At 71.0% G+C, this 21,858-nt stretch carries 23 protein-coding genes; 15 read left to right on the top strand and 8 right to left on the bottom strand.

The window, feature by feature from the left end:
• Positions 1–106: 106 nt before the first annotated feature.
• Both sigJ and PVK37_RS03730 read right to left on the bottom strand, forming a co-directional pair.
• Positions 107–1,027 (bottom strand): RNA polymerase sigma factor SigJ, encoded by a 921-nt coding sequence (sigJ, locus tag PVK37_RS03735; RefSeq protein ID WP_275032292.1) that lies wholly within the window; start codon positions 1,025–1,027, stop codon positions 107–109.
• Positions 1,028–1,181: 154 nt separating this feature from the next.
• Positions 1,182–1,559 carry a hypothetical protein gene (locus PVK37_RS03730; RefSeq protein ID WP_275032291.1) on the bottom strand — a complete coding sequence of 126 codons (378 nt, stop codon included), beginning with the start codon at positions 1,557–1,559 and terminating at the stop codon, positions 1,182–1,184.
• Between the two features lie 256 nt (positions 1,560–1,815).
• Here PVK37_RS03730 and PVK37_RS03725 point away from each other — a divergent pair, with 256 nt between their 5' ends.
• The 4 genes from PVK37_RS03725 to PVK37_RS03710 all read left to right on the top strand — a co-directional run bounded on the left by PVK37_RS03725 (position 1,816) and on the right by PVK37_RS03710 (position 5,637).
• The gene (locus PVK37_RS03725) at positions 1,816–2,763 is read left to right on the top strand and encodes a PPK2 family polyphosphate kinase (RefSeq protein ID WP_275032290.1); all 948 of its coding nucleotides are present in this window, start codon (positions 1,816–1,818) and stop codon (positions 2,761–2,763) included.
• A 119-nt stretch (positions 2,764–2,882) separates the two neighbouring features.
• Positions 2,883–3,509 (top strand): DUF47 domain-containing protein, encoded by a 627-nt coding sequence (locus PVK37_RS03720; RefSeq protein WP_275032289.1) that lies wholly within the window; start codon positions 2,883–2,885, stop codon positions 3,507–3,509.
• An 11-nt stretch (positions 3,510–3,520) separates the two neighbouring features.
• Positions 3,521–4,525 (top strand): inorganic phosphate transporter, encoded by a 1,005-nt coding sequence (locus tag PVK37_RS03715; RefSeq protein WP_275034939.1) that lies wholly within the window; start codon positions 3,521–3,523, stop codon positions 4,523–4,525.
• Between the two features lie 176 nt (positions 4,526–4,701).
• Complete coding sequence (locus PVK37_RS03710) at positions 4,702–5,637, top strand: hypothetical protein (RefSeq protein ID WP_275032288.1); 936 nt, start codon at positions 4,702–4,704, stop codon at positions 5,635–5,637.
• Positions 5,638–5,764: 127 nt separating this feature from the next.
• Here the strand turns inward: PVK37_RS03710 and PVK37_RS03705 are convergent, their stop codons facing one another.
• Positions 5,765–6,733 (bottom strand): Gfo/Idh/MocA family protein, encoded by a 969-nt coding sequence (locus PVK37_RS03705; RefSeq protein WP_275032287.1) that lies wholly within the window; start codon positions 6,731–6,733, stop codon positions 5,765–5,767.
• Positions 6,734–6,995: 262 nt separating this feature from the next.
• Here PVK37_RS03705 and PVK37_RS03700 point away from each other — a divergent pair, with 262 nt between their 5' ends.
• Positions 6,996–7,922: an NUDIX hydrolase gene (locus tag PVK37_RS03700; RefSeq protein WP_275032286.1), complete on the top strand. Its 927-nt coding sequence runs from the start codon at positions 6,996–6,998 to the stop codon at positions 7,920–7,922.
• A 129-nt stretch (positions 7,923–8,051) separates the two neighbouring features.
• On the opposite strand, the gene PVK37_RS03695 is transcribed toward PVK37_RS03700, so the two are convergent.
• On the bottom strand, positions 8,052–8,849 hold the full coding sequence (locus tag PVK37_RS03695) for a hypothetical protein (protein WP_275032285.1): 798 nt from the start codon (positions 8,847–8,849) through the stop codon (positions 8,052–8,054).
• Between the two features lie 150 nt (positions 8,850–8,999).
• Positions 9,000–9,923, bottom strand: coding sequence for a hypothetical protein (locus PVK37_RS03690; RefSeq protein ID WP_275032284.1), 924 nt, complete (start codon positions 9,921–9,923; stop codon positions 9,000–9,002).
• A gap of 164 nt (positions 9,924–10,087) precedes the next feature.
• On the opposite strand from PVK37_RS03690, the gene PVK37_RS03685 reads away from it, so the two are divergent.
• The 6 genes from PVK37_RS03685 to PVK37_RS03660 all read left to right on the top strand — a co-directional run bounded on the left by PVK37_RS03685 (position 10,088) and on the right by PVK37_RS03660 (position 15,476).
• The gene (locus tag PVK37_RS03685; protein ID WP_275032283.1) at positions 10,088–10,741 is read left to right on the top strand and encodes a phosphate signaling complex PhoU family protein; all 654 of its coding nucleotides are present in this window, start codon (positions 10,088–10,090) and stop codon (positions 10,739–10,741) included.
• 207 nt (positions 10,742–10,948) lie between these two features.
• The gene (gene pstS, locus PVK37_RS03680) at positions 10,949–12,022 is read left to right on the top strand and encodes a phosphate ABC transporter substrate-binding protein PstS (protein ID WP_275032282.1); all 1,074 of its coding nucleotides are present in this window, start codon (positions 10,949–10,951) and stop codon (positions 12,020–12,022) included.
• A 146-nt stretch (positions 12,023–12,168) separates the two neighbouring features.
• The gene (gene pstC, locus PVK37_RS03675) at positions 12,169–13,161 is read left to right on the top strand and encodes a phosphate ABC transporter permease subunit PstC (RefSeq protein ID WP_275032281.1); all 993 of its coding nucleotides are present in this window, start codon (positions 12,169–12,171) and stop codon (positions 13,159–13,161) included.
• The gene (pstA, locus tag PVK37_RS03670) at positions 13,158–14,069 is read left to right on the top strand and encodes a phosphate ABC transporter permease PstA (RefSeq protein ID WP_275032280.1); all 912 of its coding nucleotides are present in this window, start codon (positions 13,158–13,160) and stop codon (positions 14,067–14,069) included. The genes pstC and pstA overlap by 4 nt, the downstream gene beginning before the upstream one ends.
• Before the next feature lie 3 nt (positions 14,070–14,072).
• Entirely contained in the window at positions 14,073–14,942 is an 870-nt protein-coding gene (gene pstB, locus PVK37_RS03665) for a phosphate ABC transporter ATP-binding protein PstB (protein ID WP_275032279.1), read from the top strand.
• Positions 14,943–14,981: 39 nt separating this feature from the next.
• Positions 14,982–15,476 carry a hypothetical protein gene (locus PVK37_RS03660; RefSeq protein WP_275032278.1) on the top strand — a complete coding sequence of 165 codons (495 nt, stop codon included), beginning with the start codon at positions 14,982–14,984 and terminating at the stop codon, positions 15,474–15,476.
• A 55-nt stretch (positions 15,477–15,531) separates the two neighbouring features.
• Here the strand turns inward: PVK37_RS03660 and mshD are convergent, their stop codons facing one another.
• The 3 genes from mshD to PVK37_RS03645 form a co-directional block, all read right to left on the bottom strand.
• Positions 15,532–16,542 carry a mycothiol synthase gene (gene mshD, locus PVK37_RS03655; RefSeq protein ID WP_423790997.1) on the bottom strand — a complete coding sequence of 337 codons (1,011 nt, stop codon included), beginning with the start codon at positions 16,540–16,542 and terminating at the stop codon, positions 15,532–15,534.
• 102 nt (positions 16,543–16,644) lie between these two features.
• Positions 16,645–17,457, bottom strand: a complete 813-nt coding sequence (locus tag PVK37_RS03650) for a polysaccharide deacetylase family protein (RefSeq protein ID WP_275032277.1) — start codon at positions 17,455–17,457, stop codon at positions 16,645–16,647.
• A 267-nt stretch (positions 17,458–17,724) separates the two neighbouring features.
• Positions 17,725–18,438, bottom strand: a complete 714-nt coding sequence (locus tag PVK37_RS03645) for a winged helix-turn-helix transcriptional regulator (protein ID WP_275032276.1) — start codon at positions 18,436–18,438, stop codon at positions 17,725–17,727.
• 249 nt (positions 18,439–18,687) lie between these two features.
• On the opposite strand from PVK37_RS03645, the gene PVK37_RS03640 reads away from it, so the two are divergent.
• From PVK37_RS03640 to PVK37_RS03630, 4 genes are all read left to right on the top strand, one after another.
• Positions 18,688–19,728: a hypothetical protein gene (locus PVK37_RS03640; RefSeq protein ID WP_275032275.1), complete on the top strand. Its 1,041-nt coding sequence runs from the start codon at positions 18,688–18,690 to the stop codon at positions 19,726–19,728.
• Positions 19,729–19,808: 80 nt separating this feature from the next.
• Positions 19,809–20,591: an LmeA family phospholipid-binding protein gene (locus PVK37_RS03635; RefSeq protein ID WP_275032274.1), complete on the top strand. Its 783-nt coding sequence runs from the start codon at positions 19,809–19,811 to the stop codon at positions 20,589–20,591.
• A gap of 147 nt (positions 20,592–20,738) precedes the next feature.
• Positions 20,739–20,816, top strand: coding sequence for an Ms5788A family Cys-rich leader peptide (locus PVK37_RS31660; RefSeq protein ID WP_331214547.1), 78 nt, complete (start codon positions 20,739–20,741; stop codon positions 20,814–20,816).
• A 188-nt stretch (positions 20,817–21,004) separates the two neighbouring features.
• Positions 21,005–21,853 (top strand): sulfurtransferase, encoded by an 849-nt coding sequence (locus PVK37_RS03630; protein ID WP_275032273.1) that lies wholly within the window; start codon positions 21,005–21,007, stop codon positions 21,851–21,853.
• Positions 21,854–21,858 lie beyond the last annotated feature (5 nt).

Genomic DNA, 21,858 nt, shown 5'->3' with positions numbered 1-21,858 from the left:
CTGGCCGGCCGTCACCGGGTTGGCGGCCCGGCCGTCACAGCGAGGGCCCGGCCGCAGGCTCTCGCCGCCACAGGATGCCGGCCGGCACAGCGGTGGCAGCCGGCCCTCACAGTGGCGGCAGTCCGGTCAGCTTTTCCGGGTTGAGCTGGTTGAACACGCCGGTGATCCGTCCCTCGTGCACGGCGAACGAGATCACCAGGCGGACCGTCTGGCCGTCCCGGTAGGGGGCCTCGGCGTACAGGCCGTGGGTGCCGTCGACCAGCACCGGACGGAACCGCACCTGACCGGCGTAGCGGCCGTCGGGGCCGTAGACGCCGAACAGGAAGCGGGCCACCGCGTCCGCGCCGACGATGGGCCGCCGGGCCGCCGGGAAGTGCCCGCCGCCGTCGCCGATCACCATCACGTCGGGGGCGAGCACCCGGAGCAGCGCGGCCAGGTCGCCGGACTCGCTCGCGGCGAGGAACGCCTCGACCACCCGGCGCTGTTCGGCCCGGCCCGCGCTGTGTCGCGGTACGCCGTCGGCGTGCACCGCGCGCCGGGCCCGGCTGGCGAGTTGCCGGGCGGCGGCCGGGGTGGTGCCGAGCGTCTCCGCGACCTGCTCGAACGGCACGGCGAAGACGTCGTGCAGGACCAGCGCGACCCGCTGCTCGGGGCTGAGTCGTTCCAGCACCACCAGCAGCGCGGTGCCGAGCTGGTCGGCGCGGGCGGCCCGGTCGGCCGGGTCGGGGGCGTACCCGTCGGGCAGCGGGGTGACGACCGGCTCGGGCAGCCACTGCCCCGGGTAGGTTTCCCGGCGTACCCGGGCGGAGCGGAGCAGGTCCAGGCAGATCCGGGCGCAGACCGTGGTGAGCCAGCCGCGTGGTTCGCGGATCTCGCCCCGGGTGGCCGGGTCCGCCATCGTCCGGGACCAGCGCAGCCAGGTCTCCTGGACCGCGTCCTCGGCTTCGGCCCGGCTGCCGAGCATCCGGTGCGCCACCGCCGTCAGGTGCGCCCGTTCCGCCTCGAACTCCGCCACCAGATCCGACACCCCCTCAGTCTAGGGACGGGGCCGGTCGACGACCCCCGGCGGTCGCCCGTCGGACGGGTGACCCGTCGGTCGGGTCGGACCGGCCCGCCACCACCGCCCCCGAGCCGCGTCCGGGGTGACCAGGCCGGTCAACACACCGGCCAGGGTGCACCGGCTAACAGGGTGCCGTGACGTTCCCGCAGTAGGTCCACCCGGTGTATCCGAAGGAGTCCTTCACGTAGTACCAGCGGTTTCCCGCCGAGTTGTAGGCGTAATGGCTCCAGTGGATCGGTTCGCCGTCGTAGGTGTAGACGACGATGTCGCAGGACGACGAGTAGCAGGTCCTGATCGGTCCCCCCAGGGCCGTGGTCTTGTACCAGGCCAGGGGGGTGACGCCGGGGTTCGCCGTGCTGGTCGTCGCGGCGGCTGACGAGATCCCGGGGGCGGCCGTGTCGACGGTGGCCGGCGCGGCGCTGGCCGGTGCCGTACCCGATGCGACACCGAACCCGACGGCGGCGACCACCGCGAGGGCCCCTCGCTTCAGTTTCTGCACGCTTTCCTCCTGGGAGACGGGGACTGGTCGAGAGTTCATCTCTCCAGCAGCGGATCTGCTGCGTCCGGAATCGATGCTGTCAAGGGGCCGGACGAATGTCCTTGCCGATGGACGCACAGCGGTTGACGACCAGCGCACACCTTTCCCGGCGACTGTCGACCGGACCGGGATCGAGCGGGTGTCCGCCTTCCCGCCGTACCGGACGGGTGGGTGCGCTCGGCGGGCGTGCGTCGGCGGGTTGGGCGATGATCGCATCATGAACGCACCCGACAGATCCGACATCGTCCCTCCGGTCGGCGGCGGTCTCCGGCGGCGGCTGCGGGTGTCGCCGGCGGGCGCGGCCCGGGTCGACCTGGCCGGGATCGACCCCCGCGGGACCCCCGGCCTGCCCGACCTGACGGTGACCGGTGCGGACCGTAAGTCCTGGGCCCGGGACCAGGTCCGGGCGGTCGGCGCGGAGCTGGCCCGCCAGCAGGAGATGCTGCACGCGTCGGCGAAGGTCGACCCGTCCGACGGTCGGCGGGTGCTGCTGGTGCTCCAGGCGATGGACTGCGGCGGCAAGGACGGCACGGTGAAGCGGGTGGCCGGCGCGATGAACCCGCTGGGCCTGCGGATCACCGCGTTCGGGCCGCCGACCGACGAGGAGTTGGCGCACCACTTCCTGTGGCGGATCCGCCGGGCGGTACCGGCCGCCGGCCAGGTGGGCATCTTCAACCGCTCGCACTACGAGGACGTGCTGATCGCCCGGGTCGAGTCGCTGGTGCCCGAGGAGACGCTGCGCACCCGGTACGACGAGATCAACGTCTTCGAGCGGGAGCTGGCCGACCAGGGGGTGACCCTGGTCAAGGTGATGTTGCACATTTCCAAGGACGAGCAGCGGGACCGGCTGCTGGAGCGGCTGACCGATCCGCGCAAGCACTGGAAGTACGACCCGGCGGACGTGGCGGCCCGCGCCCGCTGGGACGACTACCAGGCGGCGTACGCGGAGGCGCTGGGCCGGTGCGGCACGGAGGCCGCGCCCTGGTACGTGGTGCCGGCGGACCGGAAGTGGTACCGGGACTGGGCGGTGGCGCACCTGCTGCGCGAGACGTTCGCCACCTTCGACCTGGGGTACCCGCCGGCGACGGTCGATCTCGAGCGGGAGCGGCGGCGACTGCTCACCGGATGGGCGGATCAAGGTGAACGGCGGGTGAACGACGCGTGAATGTCGACTGACCAGGGGAGGGCCGGCATTTTCGGCTCCCTGAACCGTCCCTAACATGCGCAGGGCAGTGCCCCTCCGGGCGACCGCCACCCTTCCAACGACACGACGAGGTCCGTGCTGTGAAGTTTTCCTTCCGCCCCACCGAGGGTGCCTTCTACGAGCTCTTCACCAGGGCCGCGCAGAATCTGGTGAAGGGTACGGAGCTGCTCAACGAGCTGGCGCTGCCGGGCGTCGACGTCCAGTCGGTCAGCGAGCGGTTGACCGAGGTGGAACACGACAGCGACCAGATCACCCACGACCTGTACAAGAAGATCAACTCCACCTTCATCACCCCCTTCGACCGGGAGGACATCTACCGCCTCGGGTCGCTGCTGGACGACGTGATGGACCACCTGGAGGCGGTCGGCAACCTGCTCTACCTGTACGGCCTGACCAAGCTGCCGTCGCTGCCCCGGGAGATGCACGAGCTGGTCAACGTGCTGGACGCCCAGGCGAAGCTGACCGCCGAGGCGATGCCCCGACTGAAGTCGATGAAGGACCTCGAGGACTACTGGATCGAGTGCAACCGGCTCGAGAACGACGGCGACCAGGCGTACCGGATGCTGCTGGTCCGGCTCTTCTCCGGCGAGTACGACGCACTGACCGTGCTGAAGATGAAGGAGGTCGCCGACGAACTGGAGGCCGCCTGTGACGCCTTCGAGCACGTGGCGAACACCGTCGAGACCATCGCGGTCAAGGAGTCCTGAGCCCCGTGGATCTGAGTCCCGAACTCATCGCCGTGCTGGCGGTGATCGGGGTGGCCCTGGTGTTCGACTACACCAACGGCTTCCACGACGCCGCCAACGCGATCGCGACCAGCATCTCCACCCGGGCGCTGACACCCCGGGTCGCCCTGGCCATGGCCGCGGTGGGCAACTTCATCGGCGCGCACTTCGGCGCCGAGGTCGCCAAGACCGTCGGTAGCGGCCTGGTGAAACTCCCCACCGGTACGGCCAGCCTCGGCATCGTCTTCGCCGGGGTGATCGGCGCGATCACCTGGAACCTGATCACCTGGTACTTCGGGCTGCCGTCGTCCTCGTCGCACGCGCTGATCGGTGGCCTGGTCGGCGCGACGGTGGCCGCCTCCGGCACGGTGCTGTGGAGCGGCATCGGCGAGGACGTCGTCATCCCGATGGTGCTCTCCCCGATGGTCGGTTTCGTCCTCGGCTACATCGTGATGATCGCCGTGCAGTGGATCTTCCGGAAGGGGCACCCGGGCAAGCTCAACCGGGGCTTCCGCTGGGCGCAGACCGCGTCGGCCGCCGCCATGTCGGTCGGCCACGGCATGCAGGACGCCGCCAAGACCATCGGCATCGTGGTGCTCGCCCTCTACGTCGGCGGCTACCAGGACGACCCGGGCTTCATCCCGGAGTGGGCGTTCTGGACCTCGGCGGCGGTGCTGGCCGCCGGCACGTACGCCGGTGGCTGGCGGATCATCCGTACCCTCGGTCGGAAGATCATCGACCTGAAGCCGCCGGAGGGCTTCGCCGCCGAGACCGTCGCCAGCGGCGTGCTCTACTTCAACGCCCTGGTTCTCGGCGCGCCGATCTCCACCACGCACACCATCACCTCCGCCATCATGGGCGTCGGCTCCACCAAGCGGCTCTCCGCCGTCCGGTGGGGGGTGGCCGGCAACATCGTCGGCGCGTGGATCCTCACCTTCCCGGCCGCCGGCACCATCGGCGCGCTGATGTACTTCCTGTTCCGCCCCCTGTTCGGCTGACCCGCTCCGGGAAGGGGCCCCGCCGGGCCCCTTCCCGGGTGTCGGCCGCACGCTCGGAGAAATCGAGCAATCTCGAAGAACTTCGATCTCTGTCGCGCTCGGCACACTGAGCCTGTCCAGGTCGGGGCCACCGCCGCCCCCGACCCCTCCCGTCGACGGACAGGTGGGTGCCGAAGATGAGTACATTGCCCCGGGTCGAAGCGGTCACCGTTGCACCCAGTACCGAACGGCCACCCCGGGTCGGCCGGATCATCGCCTTCAGCGCCCTGGCCGGGATCCTGCTGGCCGTGATCTGGTCGTACCACTTCGTCGACTCGGTGATCGGCGACAACGTGGCGAACGCGCTGCTCGGCCACGACGCCAAGGAGACCGCCCTCGCCGGCACCGGAGCGGGCCTGATCTTCGCCTTCGTCTCCGGGCTCGCCGGCACCTTCACCGCCTGCAACATCGCCATGGCCGCCTCGATCGGCCCGATGAGCCAGGCCGGTTCCCGCGAGGCGGGCCACGGCTCGCTCCGGTCCCTGCTCCGGCCGGTCGGCTGGCTCACCCTGGGCATGGTGGCCGTCTCCGGTGCGTACGGCTTCGTCGGCGTCCTGCTCGGCGAGCGCCTGCCGCAGCTCTCCACCGACCGGGTCGGCGACCTGCCGGTACGGCTCATCCAGTCCTCGGTGGTCTTCGGGGTCATCGGCCTCGCGCTGATCTGGCTCGGCCTGGCCGCGCTCGGCGTGGTGCGGGACGTCTTCGCCAACCGCCCGGTGGCCCGGGTGGTGACCCTCGGCGCGCTGATCGGCGGCTTCCTGATCGGCCGCCCGTACCCGCTGTTCAACAAGCTGTTCCACTGGGCGGTGGACGAGGGCAACCCGCTGTACGGCGCGGGGGCGTTCATCCTTCAGTCGCTCGGCAACGTCCTCGTCGTCACCGTGATCTTCGCCCTGCTGGTGGTCGGCACCCGGGGCGGCTTCCTGCGCTGGCTGACCAGCAGCCCGGCCCGGACCGCCGTCGTCACCGGCTCGCTGCTGGTCGCCCTCGGCGTCTTCACCGTCGTCTACTGGGACGTCCGACTGCCGGCCATGTTCGGCTACGGCTGGTTCCCCAGCATGCCCTGGAACTGAGCCGGCGGGATTCGCCGGCCGATCCCGGCCCGCTCCGGCCGGTTGGTCGCTGATCCACCCGAGTTCGGCGATATCGCGGTGTCCCGACCTGCTCGACACCGCGATGTCGCCGACGTCGTGCCTGCCGTCAGAGGTAGCTGACCCCGATCCGGCCCCGGATGTCGTCCAGCAGGGCCATGATCTCCAGCGTGGCCGCGTGCGGAACGAGCGGGCTCTCCAACAGCCCCTCGGCCAGGCAGCGCTGCACCTCGGCCGCCTCGTACTGGTAGCCGTTGCCGACCAGCTCGGTGGGGATCACCTCCGGCTCGACGCCGTCCCGGTGCAGGGTCACCGAACCGGGCCGGAAGAACGGGCCGGGCAGGTCGATCCGGCCGGTGCTGCCGGTGATCTCGGCGGTGACCGGGGTGGCACCGACGATGCCGCAGCTCAGCGTGGCGACCGCCCCCGAGTCGTAGCCGAGGACGATGCCGGTGTTCTCGTCCACGCCCTCCGGGCTGATCTTCGCCCACGCCTGTACGTGGTCCGGCACGCCGAGCACCAGATGGGCCAGGCTGATCGGGTAGACACCCAGGTCGAGCAAAGCACCACCACCGAGGGCACGGGCCCGCATCCGGCTCTCCGGCGGGAACGGCCCGCCCACCCCGAAGTCGGCCCGCACACTGGTCACCGTGCCGATCGCGCCGTCACCGATCAGCTCCAGCACCCGCCGGACGATCGGGTTGCAGCGCATCCACATGGCCTCCATCAGGAAGACCCCACGGGCGCGGGCGGTGTCGACCAGCTCGGTACTGCTCGCCAGGTCCAGCGTGAACGGCTTCTCCACCAGCACCGACCGCCCGGCGTTCAGGCAGGTCAGGGTGGCCTCGTGGTGAGCCGAGTGCGGGGTGGCGACGTACACCACGTCCAGGTCGGGGTCGGCGGCCAGCTCCGCCCACGAGCCGTACGCCCGCTGCGCGCCGTGCTTGGCGGCGAACAACTCGGCGGACTCGACGGTACGCGAGCCGACCGCGACCAGCTCGGCGTCCGGCGTCAGCCGGAGGTCCTCAGCGAAGCGGGCGGCGATGTTACCGGTGGCCAGGATGCCCCAACGTGTCATGCGACGGGACGCTAGCGCAGCTCACGTCCACGCACGTCACCCGGCCCAGCCCCCGGGAACACTCTCCCGGCCCGTCGCTCGGCCGTCGCTCGGCCGTCGCGCGGGAGTTGATCGGACGTCGCGCGGGCGTTGATCGGCTGTCGCGCGGGCGTTGATCGACTTCGTTTGCGGCAAACGGGGCTCTCGTCGGCACGGGACAGCCCCGTTTGCCGTAACTGGAGTCGATCAACGGGGCAGCGGCTCGGCGGATACGCTCGCCGGTATGACGATCGACAGCGGCAGCTTCCCCGCCCCGGCCGCGCTGGTCGAGCACGCCCGCCGGTTCCGGGCCGAGGGCGGCGTCCCGGCGGTACCGAGGGTCGCCGCCACCGTGCTGCTGCTCCGCCCGGCCGACGCCGGCTTCGAGGTGTACATGATCCGCCGGGTCGCCGCGATGACCTTCGGTGGGATGTACGCCTTCCCCGGCGGCGGGGTGGACCCGTCCGACGCGCAGGCGCACCCCGGCTGGGCCGGCCCGGAACCCGAGGAGTGGGGCCGACGACTGGGCGTCCCGCCGGAAGCCGCCCGAGCGGTGGTCTGCGCCGCCGCCCGCGAGGTGTTCGAGGAAGCCGGCGTCCTGCTCGCCGGCCCGACCACCGACCGGGATCAGCCCGGCCCGGAGACCGGCACCGCCCCGGATCGCGCCAGCGGCAGCAGCGCCACCACCAGCGAGTACGCCGGGGCGAGCCCGACCACCGTGGTCGGGGACGTCAGCGGCGACGACTGGGAGGCTGCCCGGGTCGACCTGGAGCAGCGGCGTACCCACTTCGCCGAGTTCCTGACCGGCCGAGGGCTGACCCTACGGTCCGACCTGCTGCTGCCGTGGAGCCGCTGGGTCACCCCGGAGTTCGAGCCGCGCCGCTTCGACACGTACTTCTTCGTGGCCCTGCTGCCCGAGGGCCAGCGGACCCGGGACGTCTCCGGCGAGGCCGACCACACCCTGTGGGTACGCCCGGCGGACGCGCTACGCCGCGCGGCGGCCGGCGAGCTGACCATGCTCCCGCCGACGCTGCTGACCCTGGAGCAGGTCGCGGCGGCCGGCGACCTGGCCGACGTGGCCCGGATCGCGGCCGACCGGGACGCCGCCACCCCGATCACCCCCCGCCTCGCCGCCCTGGACACCGACACCCCGTACTTCACCCTCGACTGATCGAGCACCGGAGTCCTTACCTGACCTCTGGTGGACCGCACGGCATCTGCTTACCGGGATGCGCCACGTGCAGGTTTCGAGGATGTCGATTGCGGTAGCGGCATGGAAACAGGATTGTTGGTTCTCGGTCTATGCGGGAATGAGCCCGGCTGCCTTCGCCTGTCGACTACCGTCCCATCCGGTATCGGATCGCCATACACAAGCGACGCCGACGGAGCTGAGCATTCCAACATGGGCGTCACCGAGGGGTTCGGAGAAGATGCCGAGCATGCCCGGTGGGTCTTGGGGGTCATAGAAGAAGTGGCGATACTCGATCAGCTGGCCCAGCGCGGCTCTGGCAGCTCCGGATACGTCGCCGCCGTACACCATCTTCACCTCGGCCAGCCAAACGCGATGATCGAGGGTGAGCTCCAAGTCTCGGGGGTGGACGCTGGTGACAGCCCGCCAGCCTTTGCCGATCATCAGGGTGCCGTACACAGCTAGCAGTGACTCATGGTCCCTTGACTTCAACACCGTGCGCGCCCGGATCTGCGCCACATACGGCTCGGAGCTCTTCGGGTGGAACTCGCCGGCAGAACCGACGGGCACGTTCACCACAGGCCGCTGGCCGACGTGTGGCAGGGACCGGCCCAACGCGACCGCCTCCGCCTGGCCGGATGGCGACAGCTCCCATGGGTCGCCTCGCCGTTGAGTAGAAAGCAGTACGCCAGTCTTCTTGAGCCTGTCGTAGAGCGAGTCGACGTTGTTCCTCCAAGCCGGTTCTTTCGCTGGCCGTCCGACTCTCGGAAGGAGATCCTCAGGAGTGAACTCTTCCCCGAACAGGACTTCGATCCGCTGGTGTACCTCAGCCCGCGGGCCCTTGCCGCCCAAGTCCTGCAACGAAAGCAGAAGCCATTTGCGTAGCTTGTTGCCACTGGTCTCGGCCACGCGATCATTCTGCCTTTGGTTGTCCTGGAACGGAAGGCGTTCAGTCTCGGGTGGCCCGATGGGCCGGGATGCCGGAACCATGGAGAAGCACCGTCACCTCGTCCAGCTTCTGGTGATCGCTGTCGACCGCTTCACCGCCACCACGATCAACTAGGCGTAGTCGATGTCGAGGGTGGCGAAGCCGCGTTCGGTGAGGAGCGCGCGGGCTGGCGCACCGAACGGGTCGCGGCAGTCGACGAAGGTGACGTGGGCCAGCTTCGGGCAGTCAACCAGGGCCTCGACGTTGCGGACCCGGCGGGAGTTCAGCACGGTCAGGTCGGTCAGTTCGGGCAGGTCCCGGAAGATCGCGCAGTCCAGTTCCGCGCCGATACTGTTCAGCCGCAACGCCGTCACGGTGGACAGTTCGCGGAGCCGGTCGATCGGGAAGGCGCGGCCGGTGCCGGCGAGTTCCAATGCGCGTAGCGGGGCGCGCAGGTGGTCGAAGACGTCCAGGTCGCCCAGGTGGGACAATTCCAGATGGTCCAGTGTGTCCAGTTCGGCCACCCGGTCGAGCATCCGGCGTTGCCGGTGCACCGGGGTGGCGAGGAAGCGCAGCCGGGGCAGTGGCCCGATCAGGTCCGCCGGTCCCGGGCGGGGCACGGACGAGACGACGAGCAGGGCGCGCAGACCCGGCAGGGCGTCCGCCAGGTCGGCTGGGGAGTCCGGCTCCGGATGCTCGGAGTAATGGCTGACGACCAGCGTGGCGAGGTCGGTCGGCACGGTAGCCGGCCCGAGCAGGGGCAGCAAAGGTACCGGCACCGCCAGGGTCTGCAGCTCCGGCACGGCGGCCAGCCAGCGGGGCAGGGCCGGCCGGCGGAGCTGGGCGGGGGTGGGGCAGAGGTGCACGCTGCGCATCCGGGGCAGTTCGTCCGGGTCGGGACGACGGTTCCAGGCGATCCGCCCCGCTCCGTCGGCGGTGAGGTGGTCGCACTCGTCGACGTTGCCGACGCCGTAGATCCCCTCCCCGTCCGGGGCGTACAGGTGGCGGTAACGACTGTCGGTGAAGTCACGCGGCGCGGCGGCGGTCCTCGGCATGACCGACATTGTCACCGCAGCCCGTCGGGCCGTCGCCGCACGTCGGGCTGGCATTTGGGTCGGCCGCGGGAGATGGTGGTGGGGACGAACGACGCGGCTGCGACCGGCACGGGTACGGGTCGCGGGCACCGGCTGGGGATCGACCGGCGAGCGGGCAGGGGACGATGCAGAACGTTAACCACCTGGAACAGCTCGACCGGCTGTCCGGCCTGTTGGCGACGGTGAGCCGGGACGCGGCGGGCACCATCCGGCGGGTGAGTGTCGCCCTGCTCGACGTCGATCCGGTCGGCGCGCGGGCGGTGCTGGCCGAGGTGAAGGACCGGGCGGCCACCCACCGGCAGATCGACGAGCTGGTGCCGTTGACGCTGGTCCGGCAGCAGCCGGTCGCCTCCGACCTGCGGCTGGTGCTGGCCGGGCTGCGGATGAACACCGAGCTGCACCGGATGGACGTGCTCGCCGGCCACATCGCCAAACTCGTGGTGGCCCGGCATCCGGCGCAGGTGGTGCCGCCGCCGGTCCGGCCGTTGATCGGGGCGATGGCGGAGACGACGGTACGGATCGCCGACAAGTCGGCCCTGTGCCTGGCCACCCGGGACCGGATCGACGCGCTCCAGCTCGGCCTGGACGACGACGAACTCGACGTGCAGTACCAGCGCCTGTTCGGGATTCTCACCGACGCCTGGCCGTACGGGGTGCAGGCGGCGATCGACGTGGCGATGCTGGGCCGGTACTACGAGCGGTTCGCCGACCACGCCGTGAACGTGGCCCGCCGGGTCGCGTACCTGGTGGGCGGGGACCTGACCCGCGGCGTCATCTGAACCGCCCCCACTGGCAGGTGTCAATCTGTTCACGAGGTGGACAGGTCGACCTCAGCTGGCGGCAACGCTTTCCTGGGGACCTGTTCACCTTCGGTTCACCAAGCTCCGGGGATCCGGCTACCTGACGCCCCTAGCGTCGGCAGCGGTCAGGCCGTGAAAGGCCCGGCACACCCCCAAGAGAAGGGCAATTCTGAGGTGAACCGCAACGTGCTCTCGCGGCGCGTCCTTGCCGGCGTCGCGCTCGCCGCGCTCGCTCTTACCGGCTGTGGCTCCAGCGACAACGACAGCGACACCCCAGGTACCGGCGGCAGCAGCGCCGGTTCCGAGTACGCGAGCCTTTCCGGTGAACTGAAGGCCTCGGGTGCCAGCTTCCCGGACGCCTACTACCAGGAGGTCATCACCTCCTTCAAGGACGTCGCTCCGGACGTCACGGTCAACTACAACGCGACCGGCTCGGGTACCGGCAAGAAGCAGTTCGGCCAGGGCCTGGTGGACTTCGCCGGCAGCGACAGCCTGGTCAAGGACAGTGACGGGGTGGCCGCCGGCTCCTTCCTGTACGTGCCGACCGTCGCCGCCCCGATCACCGTCAGCTACAACCTCCAGGGCGTGGACAAGCTCCAGCTCAGCCCGGAGACGCTGGCGAAGATCTTCCAGACCGACATCAAGACCTGGAACGACCCGGCGATCGCCGCCGACAACCCGGGCGTGACCCTGCCGAACACCGCGATCGTGGTGGCCCACCGCTCGGACGGCTCGGGCACCACCAACAACTTCACCAAGTACCTCGACGCCGCCGCCAAGGGCACCTGGAAGCTCGGCAGCGGTGACACCGTGAACTGGCCGTCCAGCACCCAGGGCGGCGAGAAGAACACTGGTGTCGCCCAGATCATCAAGCAGTCCAACGGTGCCATCGGCTACGTCGACCTGAGCGACGCCAAGGCCACCCAGCTCACCTTCGCCGCCATCAAGAACAAGGACGGCCAGTTCGTCGCCCCGTCCCTGGAGGGCGTCACCGCCGGCCTGGAGGGCGCGGAGATCAAGGAGGACCTGAGCTACAACCCGCTCGACGCCGCCGGCGCCGCCGCGTACCCGATCACCGCCCCGACCTACATCCTGGTCAAGACGAAGTACGACGACCCGAAGAAGGCCGAACTGGTCAAGGGCTTCGTGAAGTACATCCTGACCGACGGCCAGGAACTGGCGAAGGACGTGGACTTCGCGCCGCTGCCCACCTCGCTGAAGGACAAGGCGCTCGCCCAGCTCGACAAGATCCAGGGCTGATCCGAGCCGGGATCACACCGGGCTGATCCTAGCCGGGATCGCACAGGCGGCGTCCGCGCCGAGACAGCGCAGGCAGCGTCCGTACGGGGACGGGACCGGGAGACCGGGCCCGTCCCCGCCGGGGTAGCCGAGCCACTGGAGTAAAGGTGACCATCACAGAGAACAAACCCGACACCCGGCCGACCCTCACCCCGCAGCGGGGCGGCCTGCTCGCCGATCGCGCCTTCTCCTGGTGGACGCTCGGCACCGGCCTGCTCGTGCTGGCCATCCTCGCGCTCATCCTGGTGACGACGGTCAAGGAAGCCTGGCCCGCGTTCGCCGAGATGGGCTTCCGCTATGTCACGGAACGCACCTGGGACCCGAACCCGGCCCAGGGCGACGCGGTCTTCGGCGCGCTGTCCTTCATGTACGGCACCGCGGTCTCCTCGCTGATCGCGCTGCTCATCGCGGTCCCGGTGTCGATCGGCATCGCGCTGTTCATCACCGAGCTGGCGCATCGGCGGCTGCGCGGTACCGCCATCACCGTCATCGACCTGCTGGCCGCCGTACCGTCGGTGGTCTTCGGTCTGTGGGGCATCCTGGTGTTGGCGCCCGCGCTGGTGCCGTTCTACCAGTGGCTGCACGACGTCCTCGGCGGTGTGCCGGTGCTCGGCAGCCTGTTCGGCGAGGCGGCCAGCGGCCGGAACTTCATGACCGCCGGCCTGATCCTGGCGATCATGGTCACCCCGATCATCACCTCGATCTGCCGGGAGGTGTTCGGCACCGTCCCGCAGGCCGACAAGGACGCCGCCCTGGCGCTCGGCGCGACCCGCTGGGAGATGATCCGGGGCGCGGTCTTCCCGCACAGCTTCGGCGGCATTGTCGGCGCGGTCATGCTCGGCCTCGGTCGGGCGATGGGCGAGACCATCGCGGTCGCGCTGGTCATCGGCGGGGCCACCAACATCTCGGCGAACCTGTTCGAGCCGGGCAACACCATGGCCGCCGTGATCGTGCAGCAGTTCGGCGAGTCCACCGGCACCTTCACCGCCGCCCTGATCGGGCTCGGTGTCGTCCTCTTCGCGATGACCGTCGCGATCAACCTCACCGCCCAGGCGATCGTCCGCCGGGCCGAGGCGCGCATGAGGGGAGGCGTGGCATGACCGTCACCGCCGAGTCCAGCACCCGTACCCCGGTGCGGCCGGACCTGACCGGACGCAGCCTGTCCACCCGCCGCCGGATCGTCAACCACCTGGCGACCGGCGGCATCTACCTGGCCGTACTCCTCGCGGTGATCCCGCTCGGCCTGGTCACCTGGACGGTGGTCAGCCGGGGCGGCGGGGTGATGAGCCTCGACTTCCTCAACGCCGACATCCCCAACTCGTACCGCCGGGAGGGGCCGGGCATGGGGCCGGCGATTGTCGGCACCCTGATCATCACCGGCATGGCGTCGCTGATGGCGATCCCGCTCGGTGTCTTCGGCGCGATCTACCTCAACGAGTACGGCAAGCAGAAGCCGCTGGCCCGGATCATCCGGATCATGGCGGACGTGATGACCGGCGTCCCGTCGATCGTGATGGGCCTGTTCGTCTACATCGGCTGGGTGCTGCTGGTCGGTGAGCAGTCCGGGTTCGCCGGCTCGCTCGCGTTGGCCTGCCTGATGCTGCCGGTGGTGATCCGCAGCAGCGAGGAGATGCTGCGGCTCGTCCCGGACGAGCTGCGCCAGGCCAGCCTGGCGCTGGGCGCGCGGAAGTGGCGGACCATCCTCACCGTCGTGCTGCCCGCCGCGATCTCCGGCATCACCAGCGGTTCGCTGCTGGCGGTGGCCCGGGCGGCCGGCGAGACCGCGCCGATCATCATCGTCACCGGCATCACCTTCGCCAGCAATCCGAACCTCTTCGAGGGCACCAACACCGCCCTGCCCGCGCAGATCTTCCGGAACGCCAGCCAGCCCTTCGTCGGTGCCCAGGACCGGGCCTGGGGGGCGGCCCTCACCCTGATCGTGATCGTCGTCCTGTTCACGGTCGTCGCCCGTATCATCGCCAACCGCTTCGCCCTGAAGGAGCGCTGAACCATGGCCCAGCACGACACCGTGAGCACCCGCCCCTCCGTCGCCATCAGCGCGCCCGGCGAGGGCTGGACCGCCCCCACCCCCGACACCAGCGGTGACACCACCGTGATGGACCTGCGTGACGTCAGCGTCCACTACGGCAGCTACGAGGCCGTCCGGGGCACCAGCATCCCGATCCGGCAGAACCAGATCACCGCGATGATCGGCCCGTCCGGCTGCGGCAAGTCGACCATCCTGCGTTCGCTGAACCGGATGAACGACCTGATCCCCGGGGCCCGGGTCACCGGCTCGGTGACCTACCACGGGCAGGACATCTACGCCAAGGGCGTCGACCCGATCCAGGTCCGCCGCCGGATCGGCATGGTCTTCCAGAAGCCCAACCCGTTCCCCAAGTCCATCTACGACAACGTCGCGTACGGGCTGCGGATCAACGGGATCAAGGGCAAGCTCGACGACCAGGTCGAGGAGGCGCTGACCGGCGCGGCGCTCTGGGACGAGGTGAAGGACAAGCTCCGCAAGAGCGGCCTGGCCCTCTCCGGCGGCCAGCAGCAGCGGCTCTGCATCGCCCGGACCATCGCCGTCAAGCCGGACGTGATCCTGATGGACGAGCCCTGCTCGGCGCTGGACCCGATCGCCACCAGCAAGATCGAGGACCTGATGTACGAGCTGTCGAAGTCGTACACCATCGTCATCGTCACCCACAACATGCAGCAGGCGGCCCGGGTCAGCCACTACACCGCGTTCTTCACCGCCGAGGTGGACGAGAACCAGGTCCGGCACGGCCGGCTGGTGGAGTTCGACCAGACCTCCAAGATCTTCACCAACCCGGGCGACCGGCGGACCGAGGACTACATCACCGGCCGCTTCGGCTGACCGGCGTCGTCGACGCCAGTACCCGGAAAGGAAGGTGATGTGGTCACCGACGACGTCGGCTCGGACCTCGTGCACATCGCCGTCCCGGTGGCGTACGTGCGGCACGTCGCGGCGCTCCTCGCGGAGCTGGACCGGCAGGGCGGCGCGCTGCGTCCCCCGGCCCGGACCGCCACCCGTACCGCGTCACCGGAGCTGGCCGCCCGGTGGACGGTGCCGGAGTTGCGGCGGTTCGCCACCGGACGGTCGAAGAGTCATCAGACGGTGCTCAAGGTGCTGGACCTGCTCGCCGAGCAGCCCGGCCAGTGGCTCTCCGCGGAGGCGATCTGCGCGGCGGTGGACGTGTCCCGGCACCGGCTGGGCGGCGCGCTGGCCGGGGTGACCCGGATGCTCCGGTCGCACCCGGACTTCCGCGACCTCGGGCTGCCGATCAACCGGTACGTCACCGGCAGCCTGGACGACCGGGCCGGGACGTTCTACTGGCTGACGGCGGAGCAGGCGCACCAGTGGCGTCAGGCCCGCGCCGGACCGGGCTGAGCCACCGGGCGGGTCGGGCAGCAGAGCCGGGTCACGGGCTGCGGGCGCGCTGGTCTCAGCCGCGCTGGTAGTTGACGTGCGCGCACCAGTGCGCGAAGCCGGCCCGGCGGTAGAGCGCGACGGCGGCGGTGTTCGACTCGTCGACGTAGAGCATCACCCGGTCCAGCCCGCGCTGTCGCCGCAGGTACGTGAGCCCGGCGGCGGTCAGCGCCCGGCCCAGCCCACCGCCGTGCGCCGTCGGGTCCACCCCGAGCACGTAGACCTCGCCGACGGGGTGTGTACCCGGCCGATCGTGGACCTTGGTCCAGTGGAAGCCGAGCAGACGTCCGGTCGACTCCTGCACGGCGAGCAGGAAGCCGGCCGGGTCGAACCACGGCTCGGCCAGCCGGGCCCGCAGGTCGGCGACAGTCCAGCGGCCCTGCTCGGGATGGTCGGCGAAGGCCCGCGCGTTGAGCGCCAGCCAGGCGTCGTCGTCGCTGCCCGGCCGGAAGGCCCGCAGGGTCACCCCGTCGGGCAGGGGCGGTGCGGCGGTCGGCTCGGTGAGCGGGCGACGCAGTTGCCACAGCACCCGGGCCCGGGTGAGACCGAGATCCACGGCGAGTGCGGCGGCGGCCGGGTGGTCACCGTGCGCCCAGGACCGGACCACCGCCCCGTCCCGGTCGGCGTCGGTCCCCGCCGGCCCGACCGGCACCGCCCCGTCCCGGTCCGGCCCGGTGAGCGTCGTCCCGGCCCGGTCGGCTTCGGTGAGTGCGGCCACGGCCAGGGACCGGCCCAGTCCGCGCCGCCGGTGGGCCGGGTGTACGACCAGGTCGAGGCCGATCCCCTCGGCGGGCGTCGTCACGTCGAGGTGCGCGTACCCGACGAGTTCCCCGGCCGCTGTACGGGCGGTCAGGTGCACGGTGGCGGCCTGCGGATCGCGTAACCGCAGCAGCACGGACTCGTCGAACGGATCCGCCCCGTCGGTGTCCCCGGCGGTACGCGCCAACGCCGACACGTCGGCCACCTCCGCCGGATCCATCCGGTCGCTCCGGATCACCCGCCCACCCGTCACCCCGAGGCTCTCCACCCTGTCACGGTAGCGGTTCGGGTGCCCTCGTCGTCCGTACGCCGGTGGCCGTCCCGGTCACAGTTCCGGCCGGAGACCGGCCACCGCTGCGGGGGAGACCGGTCACAGTTCCGGCGGGAGCGCGGTGACGTGGAAGCGGCTGGCGAGGTCCGGCAGGATGCGGTACAGGGCGTCGACGGTGCCCTGCCGGTTACCGCCCGAGTCGTGCATCAGCACGATCGAGCCCGGTCCGGTGCCGGCGGTGACCCGCGCGGCGATGGTGGCCGCGCCCGGGGCCCGCCAGTCGCTCGGGTCGACCGTCCAGTGCAGCGGCATCATGCCGAGTTCGTGGGACACCGACACCACCGGGTACGTCCACGCGCCGCCCGGCTGCCGGAAGTACGCGATGCGCGCGTCCGGTACGGCGGCCCGGATCGCCTGGTTGGTGCGCAGCAGGTCCGTCTGGATGGTCTGCCGGGACCGGCCGCCGAGCAGCACGTCGTGGTTCCACGAGTGGTTGCACAGGGTGTGCCCGTCGGCCACGATCGCCCGGACCAGGTCGGGATGCGCCTGCGCGTTCTCGCCGACCAGGCAGAAGGTGGCCGTCACCCCGTACGCGCGCAGTGCCGCCAGGGCCTGCGGCGTGTAGTACGGGTCGGGTCCGTCGTCGAAGGTGAGGGCGACCCGGGCGTCGCCGGTGGTGCTCCGGGCACCGTAGGGTCCGTCCTCGGCCGGCCACTGCTGGTACGGGTCCGGGCTGGCACTCGGCCCGGTGCTGGGCGCGGTCGGCTGCTCGGCGGTCAGGGGTCCACCGCTCGGTGCGGCCTCCGGGACGCCGTCCACCAGGCTGCGCCCGAGCGCGTACGCCGAGCCGAGCAGCGCGGCCAGCACCACCACGACGATCACCAGGGCCCGGGGCGGTGACGCGGTACGCATCAGGCGCTCCGCCCGGGTGGTGGCGCGCCGACCACGGCCGGCACGACCGTCCCGGGCCGCCGGCCCGGGAGGTTCGCCCCGAACAGCCGGGCCGGCAGGCCGGGTCCGGGCCGGTGGGTCCGGGCACCGTACTGGCCGGTTGCTCGTCTCGTCGTCGCAGGCACGGCCGCTCGCCCCTTCTTCCGGCGCTCCTGTCAGTCACGCTAGGACCGACCGGCCGAGCAGAAAGGGCGTAACGGAAGTTCCCTCCGAAAGAGGGAATAAGTTTCAGACCGGCAGCGGCGCGTGCTCCGCGTCCGGCAGCGAGCGCGACGGCGGTACGACGAACTTGTACCCCACCTGGCGGACGGTGCCGATCATCGACTCGTACTCCGAGCCGAGCTTGGCGCGCAGCCGCCGGACGTGCACGTCGACCGTCCGGGTGCCACCGAAGTAGTCGTAGCCCCAGACCTCGCGCAGGAGCTGGTCCCGGGTGAACACCCGACCCGGGTGCTGGGCGAGGAACTTCAACAGCTCGAACTCCTTGTACGTGAGGTCGAGCGGGCGGCCCTTGAGCTTGGCCGCGTACGTGTCCGGGTCGATGGTCAGCTCGCCGGCCCGGATCGAGCCGCCGGTGCCGGCGGTGGCGTTGCTGAGCCGGCCGACCACCAGCCGCAGCCGGGCCTCCACCTCGGCCGGACCGGCGCTGGCGAGGATGACGTCGTCGACCCCCCAGTCGGCGTTGAGCGCGATCAACCCGGCCTCGGTGACCACCGCGACCAGCGGCACCCCCAGACCGGTGGCGTGCAGCATCCGGCAGGTCGCGCGGGCCTCGCTCAGCTCGGACCGGGCGTCCACCATGACCGCGTCGGGGCTGGGGCCGGCGACCAGGGTGCGGACGTCACGCGGCGCGGTACGAACCGAGTGGGGCAGTAGGTCGAGCGCCGGTAGTACGGCGGATGGTTCGCCTGCACGCGCGGTCACCAGCAGTAGGATCTCCACACGATCACCTCCGTCCCGGCGGCGGTCAGCCGCGCGCGACCAGCGGCACCCAGGACGGGGTGCGGCGCTGAGAACTCGTGGTCCCGGCGTCGCTGGCGGGCGGGTCAGAGCTTGAGCCTAACCGATGCTTTCCCGGTCACCTCGCTGCTCTTTCCTGTTTGTCTGGCTTGCCCACGATCGCGGCGCACCTTTTAACCTCGTGGAAACGGCGATCACCCTGACGGTGCCCCGGTCTGGCACCATCGGGTGGTGTTTGCCTCCGCGTCCCCCCAGGCTGGTCGTGACCCGTGGTCCGACGAGACCGAACCGGCCGGCTTCCCGCCGCCGCGCTCCGGGCCGGGCTTCGACGACCCCGTCGGTCCGCGCAAGCGGCGCCCACGCCGCTCGGGTGGCGGCGGACCCAGCGTGTACTCCCCGGAAGAGGACGACGAGTTCGACGACGAGGAGGAAGAGGAGGAGATCGAGCCGGTCGAGATCAACCAGCGGCTCTCGCTGACCGTCGCCGGCTTCGCCGCCCTGCTCGGGGTCGGCCTGGTGCTCGGTGCGCAGACCACCGGCCCGGGGCACCGGCTGCCGTTCGCGGTCGTCATCTTCGGTGTCCAGCTCCTGTTCGTCCTCGCCTGGACGATGGCGACCCGCCCGCCGGCACTGCTGGCCGTCGCCGGGGTCGCCGCGCTCACCGCGGTGGCGGTCGACACCGTGGCCGTCCGGGCCGCCGAGCCCGGCCTGAGCCCGCTGCTGTACGTGGCGGTGGCCGCCTTCGTCGTCGCCCTGCTCGCCCAACTGGTCCGGCCGGCGGACCGACGGCGGCTCACCGACTCGCTCGGCACCACCGGCGTCATCGTCGCCGGGGTGACCGCGTTCGCCACCCTGATCCCGCTCGGCCGCATCCCGGCCGGCACCCAGACCATCACGATCGCGCTGACCGCCACCGCGCTGGCGCTCGCCGTGGCCCGGATCACCGACGCCCTGCTGCCCTGGCCACGGCTCGCCCCGCAGGTGCCCCGGGGCGCGGCCGGCGTGGTGCTCGGCGCGATGCTCGGCACCCTGGCCGGGAGTGTGCTCGGCAGTTTCCTGGTCGGGTTCACCCCCACCAGCGGCGCGCTGATCGGTCTGGTCACCGCGGCCACCGCCGTGCTGGCCGATCTCGCCGTCGGGTACGCCGAGGCGGGCCGGTTGATGGCCGGCGAACCGCCGACGCTGTGGATCGCCCGGCACATGCAGGGGCCGCTCGGCGGTATCGCCCTGGCCGCGCCGACCGCGTACGTGGTGTGCGTACTGTTCCTCTGACCCTCGCGGTTGACGCGGGGAACCTTCGGGTACCACCGGTGCACCGCGACGCGGTACCGGAACATGAGAGTGGAGGCGGCGTGACCGAGGCGGCGTACGACGAACGGCCCCGGCGGCGTGGGCGCAAGGTCCTCGTCGGCCTGCTCGTCCTGCTGCTGGTCCTGGTCGGGCTGGTCGTGCTGGCCGACCGGATCGCCACCGGGGTGGCCGAACGCGCCATCGCCGACCAGATCAGCCAGGAACTGACCCGGCAGCAGGCCAGCGCGGCCCAGCCGGAGGTCGAGGTCGGCGGTTTCCCCTTCCTCACCCAGGTCGCCGCCGGCCGGTACGAGCGGATCACCATCGGGTTGCGTGACGTCAAGGGCACCGTCGAGGGCAACTCGGTCGACCTGCCCGTGCTCGACGTGACCGCCCGGGACGTCACCGCCTCGCTGGACACCATCCGCTCCGGCCAGGGCGACGTGGTCGCGGCCCGGGTCGACGGCAGCGGCACGATCAGCTACGACAGCCTGGCGGGCTACCTCGACCGGCCCGGCCTCAAGCTCGGCGAACGGGACGGCAAACTGAGCGTCACCGCGCCGGTGGACATCCTCGGGCAGCAGCTGACCGTCACCGGCGCCGCCGAGATCGCCGTCAGCGAGCAGGGCAAGGTCGCGCTGCGGTTCAGCGAGCTGGACGCCGAGGGGCTGCCCAACGTGCCGATGGCCCAGGTCCTGCTGAACAACTACGCCCGCAGCATCTCGATCGACGTGCCGCTGCCCGAGCTGCCGTTCCAGCTGACCGTGCGCGGGGTGACCCCGCGGCCGGACGGGCTCCAGGTGAGCGCCGACGCCCGGGACGTACCGATCAACTCGGTGAGCTGAGCCGGCCCGGGTCGCCCGGTCACCGCGGTCCGGTCCGCCCCTGCGGTCCGGTGTGGCGCGAACCACGTACCGGATGACCTGCGCCGGCGTCCCGGATGCTGGTCGGGCCCCTGGCGGGACGTGGGAACGCTGGTAGGCTCCCTGCTCATGGGGACGCTCCTCACCAAACGGCGCGCGGTCGACCTGTGCCGCGTGGCCACCTGCCTGTGTCGTTCCGTCATCTGACGACGGAGCTGCTCTTCGGCTGCCCAGCGGCCACCGGCACGGTGCACGTACCCCCGGTTCCTCTTTCGCCCGGCAGCGGCGCCGTCGCATCGAACCCGTGATCCCGTCCGAACAGGGTCCGCGCGTGGTGCGACCGACACTTTCCCCGCGCGTCGACTCAACCGCCATCCTCACCAGGGAGTGATCCGATGAGTCGCGACACCGCACTCGTCTCGGCCGAATGGGCCGAGAAGAACCTCGACGCCCCGGGCGTCGTCTTCGTCGAGGTCGACGAGGACACCTCGGCCTACGACACCGGCCACATCGCCGGTGCCATCAAGCTCGACTGGAAGACCGACCTCCAGGACCCGGTCCGCCGGGACTTCGTCAACAAGACCCAGTTCGAGGCGCTGCTGTCCGAGCGGGGCATCAGCAACGACGACACCGTCATCCTGTACGGCGGCAACAACAACTGGTTCGCCGCGTACGCGTACTGGTACTTCAAGCTCTACGGCCACGGCGACGTCAAGCTGCTCGACGGCGGCCGCAAGAAGTGGGAGCTGGACGCCCGCCCGCTGGTCACCGACAAGGTGGAGCGCCCGAAGACCCAGTACGTCGCGCAGGAGCCGGACAACTCCATCCGTGCCTTCCGGGACGAGATCGTCGCCGCGATCGGCACCAAGAACCTGGTCGACGTGCGCAGCCCCGACGAGTACGCCGGTCGGCTGCTCGCCCCCGCCCACCTGCCGCAGGAGCAGGCGCAGCGGGCCGGGCACGTGCCCACCGCGATCAGCGTCCCGTGGTCCAAGGCGGCCAACGAGGACGGCACCTTCAAGTCCGACGACGAGCTGCGCAAGATCTACGGCGACGCCGGGCTGGACGACAGCCTGGAGACCATCGCCTACTGCCGGATCGGTGAGCGTTCCTCGCACACCTGGTTCGTGCTCCAGGAACTGCTCGGCCACCAGAACGTGAAGAACTACGACGGATCCTGGACCGAGTACGGCTCGCTGGTCGGCGTGCCGGTGGCCCTCGGCGACGAGCCCGGAAAGGCGTGATCACC

Source organism: Micromonospora cathayae (assembly GCF_028993575.1).
Classification (GTDB): domain Bacteria; phylum Actinomycetota; class Actinomycetes; order Mycobacteriales; family Micromonosporaceae; genus Micromonospora; species Micromonospora cathayae.
Note: the sequence above shows the minus strand (reverse complement) of the source record. Positions and strands in the feature narration are given on the sequence as shown.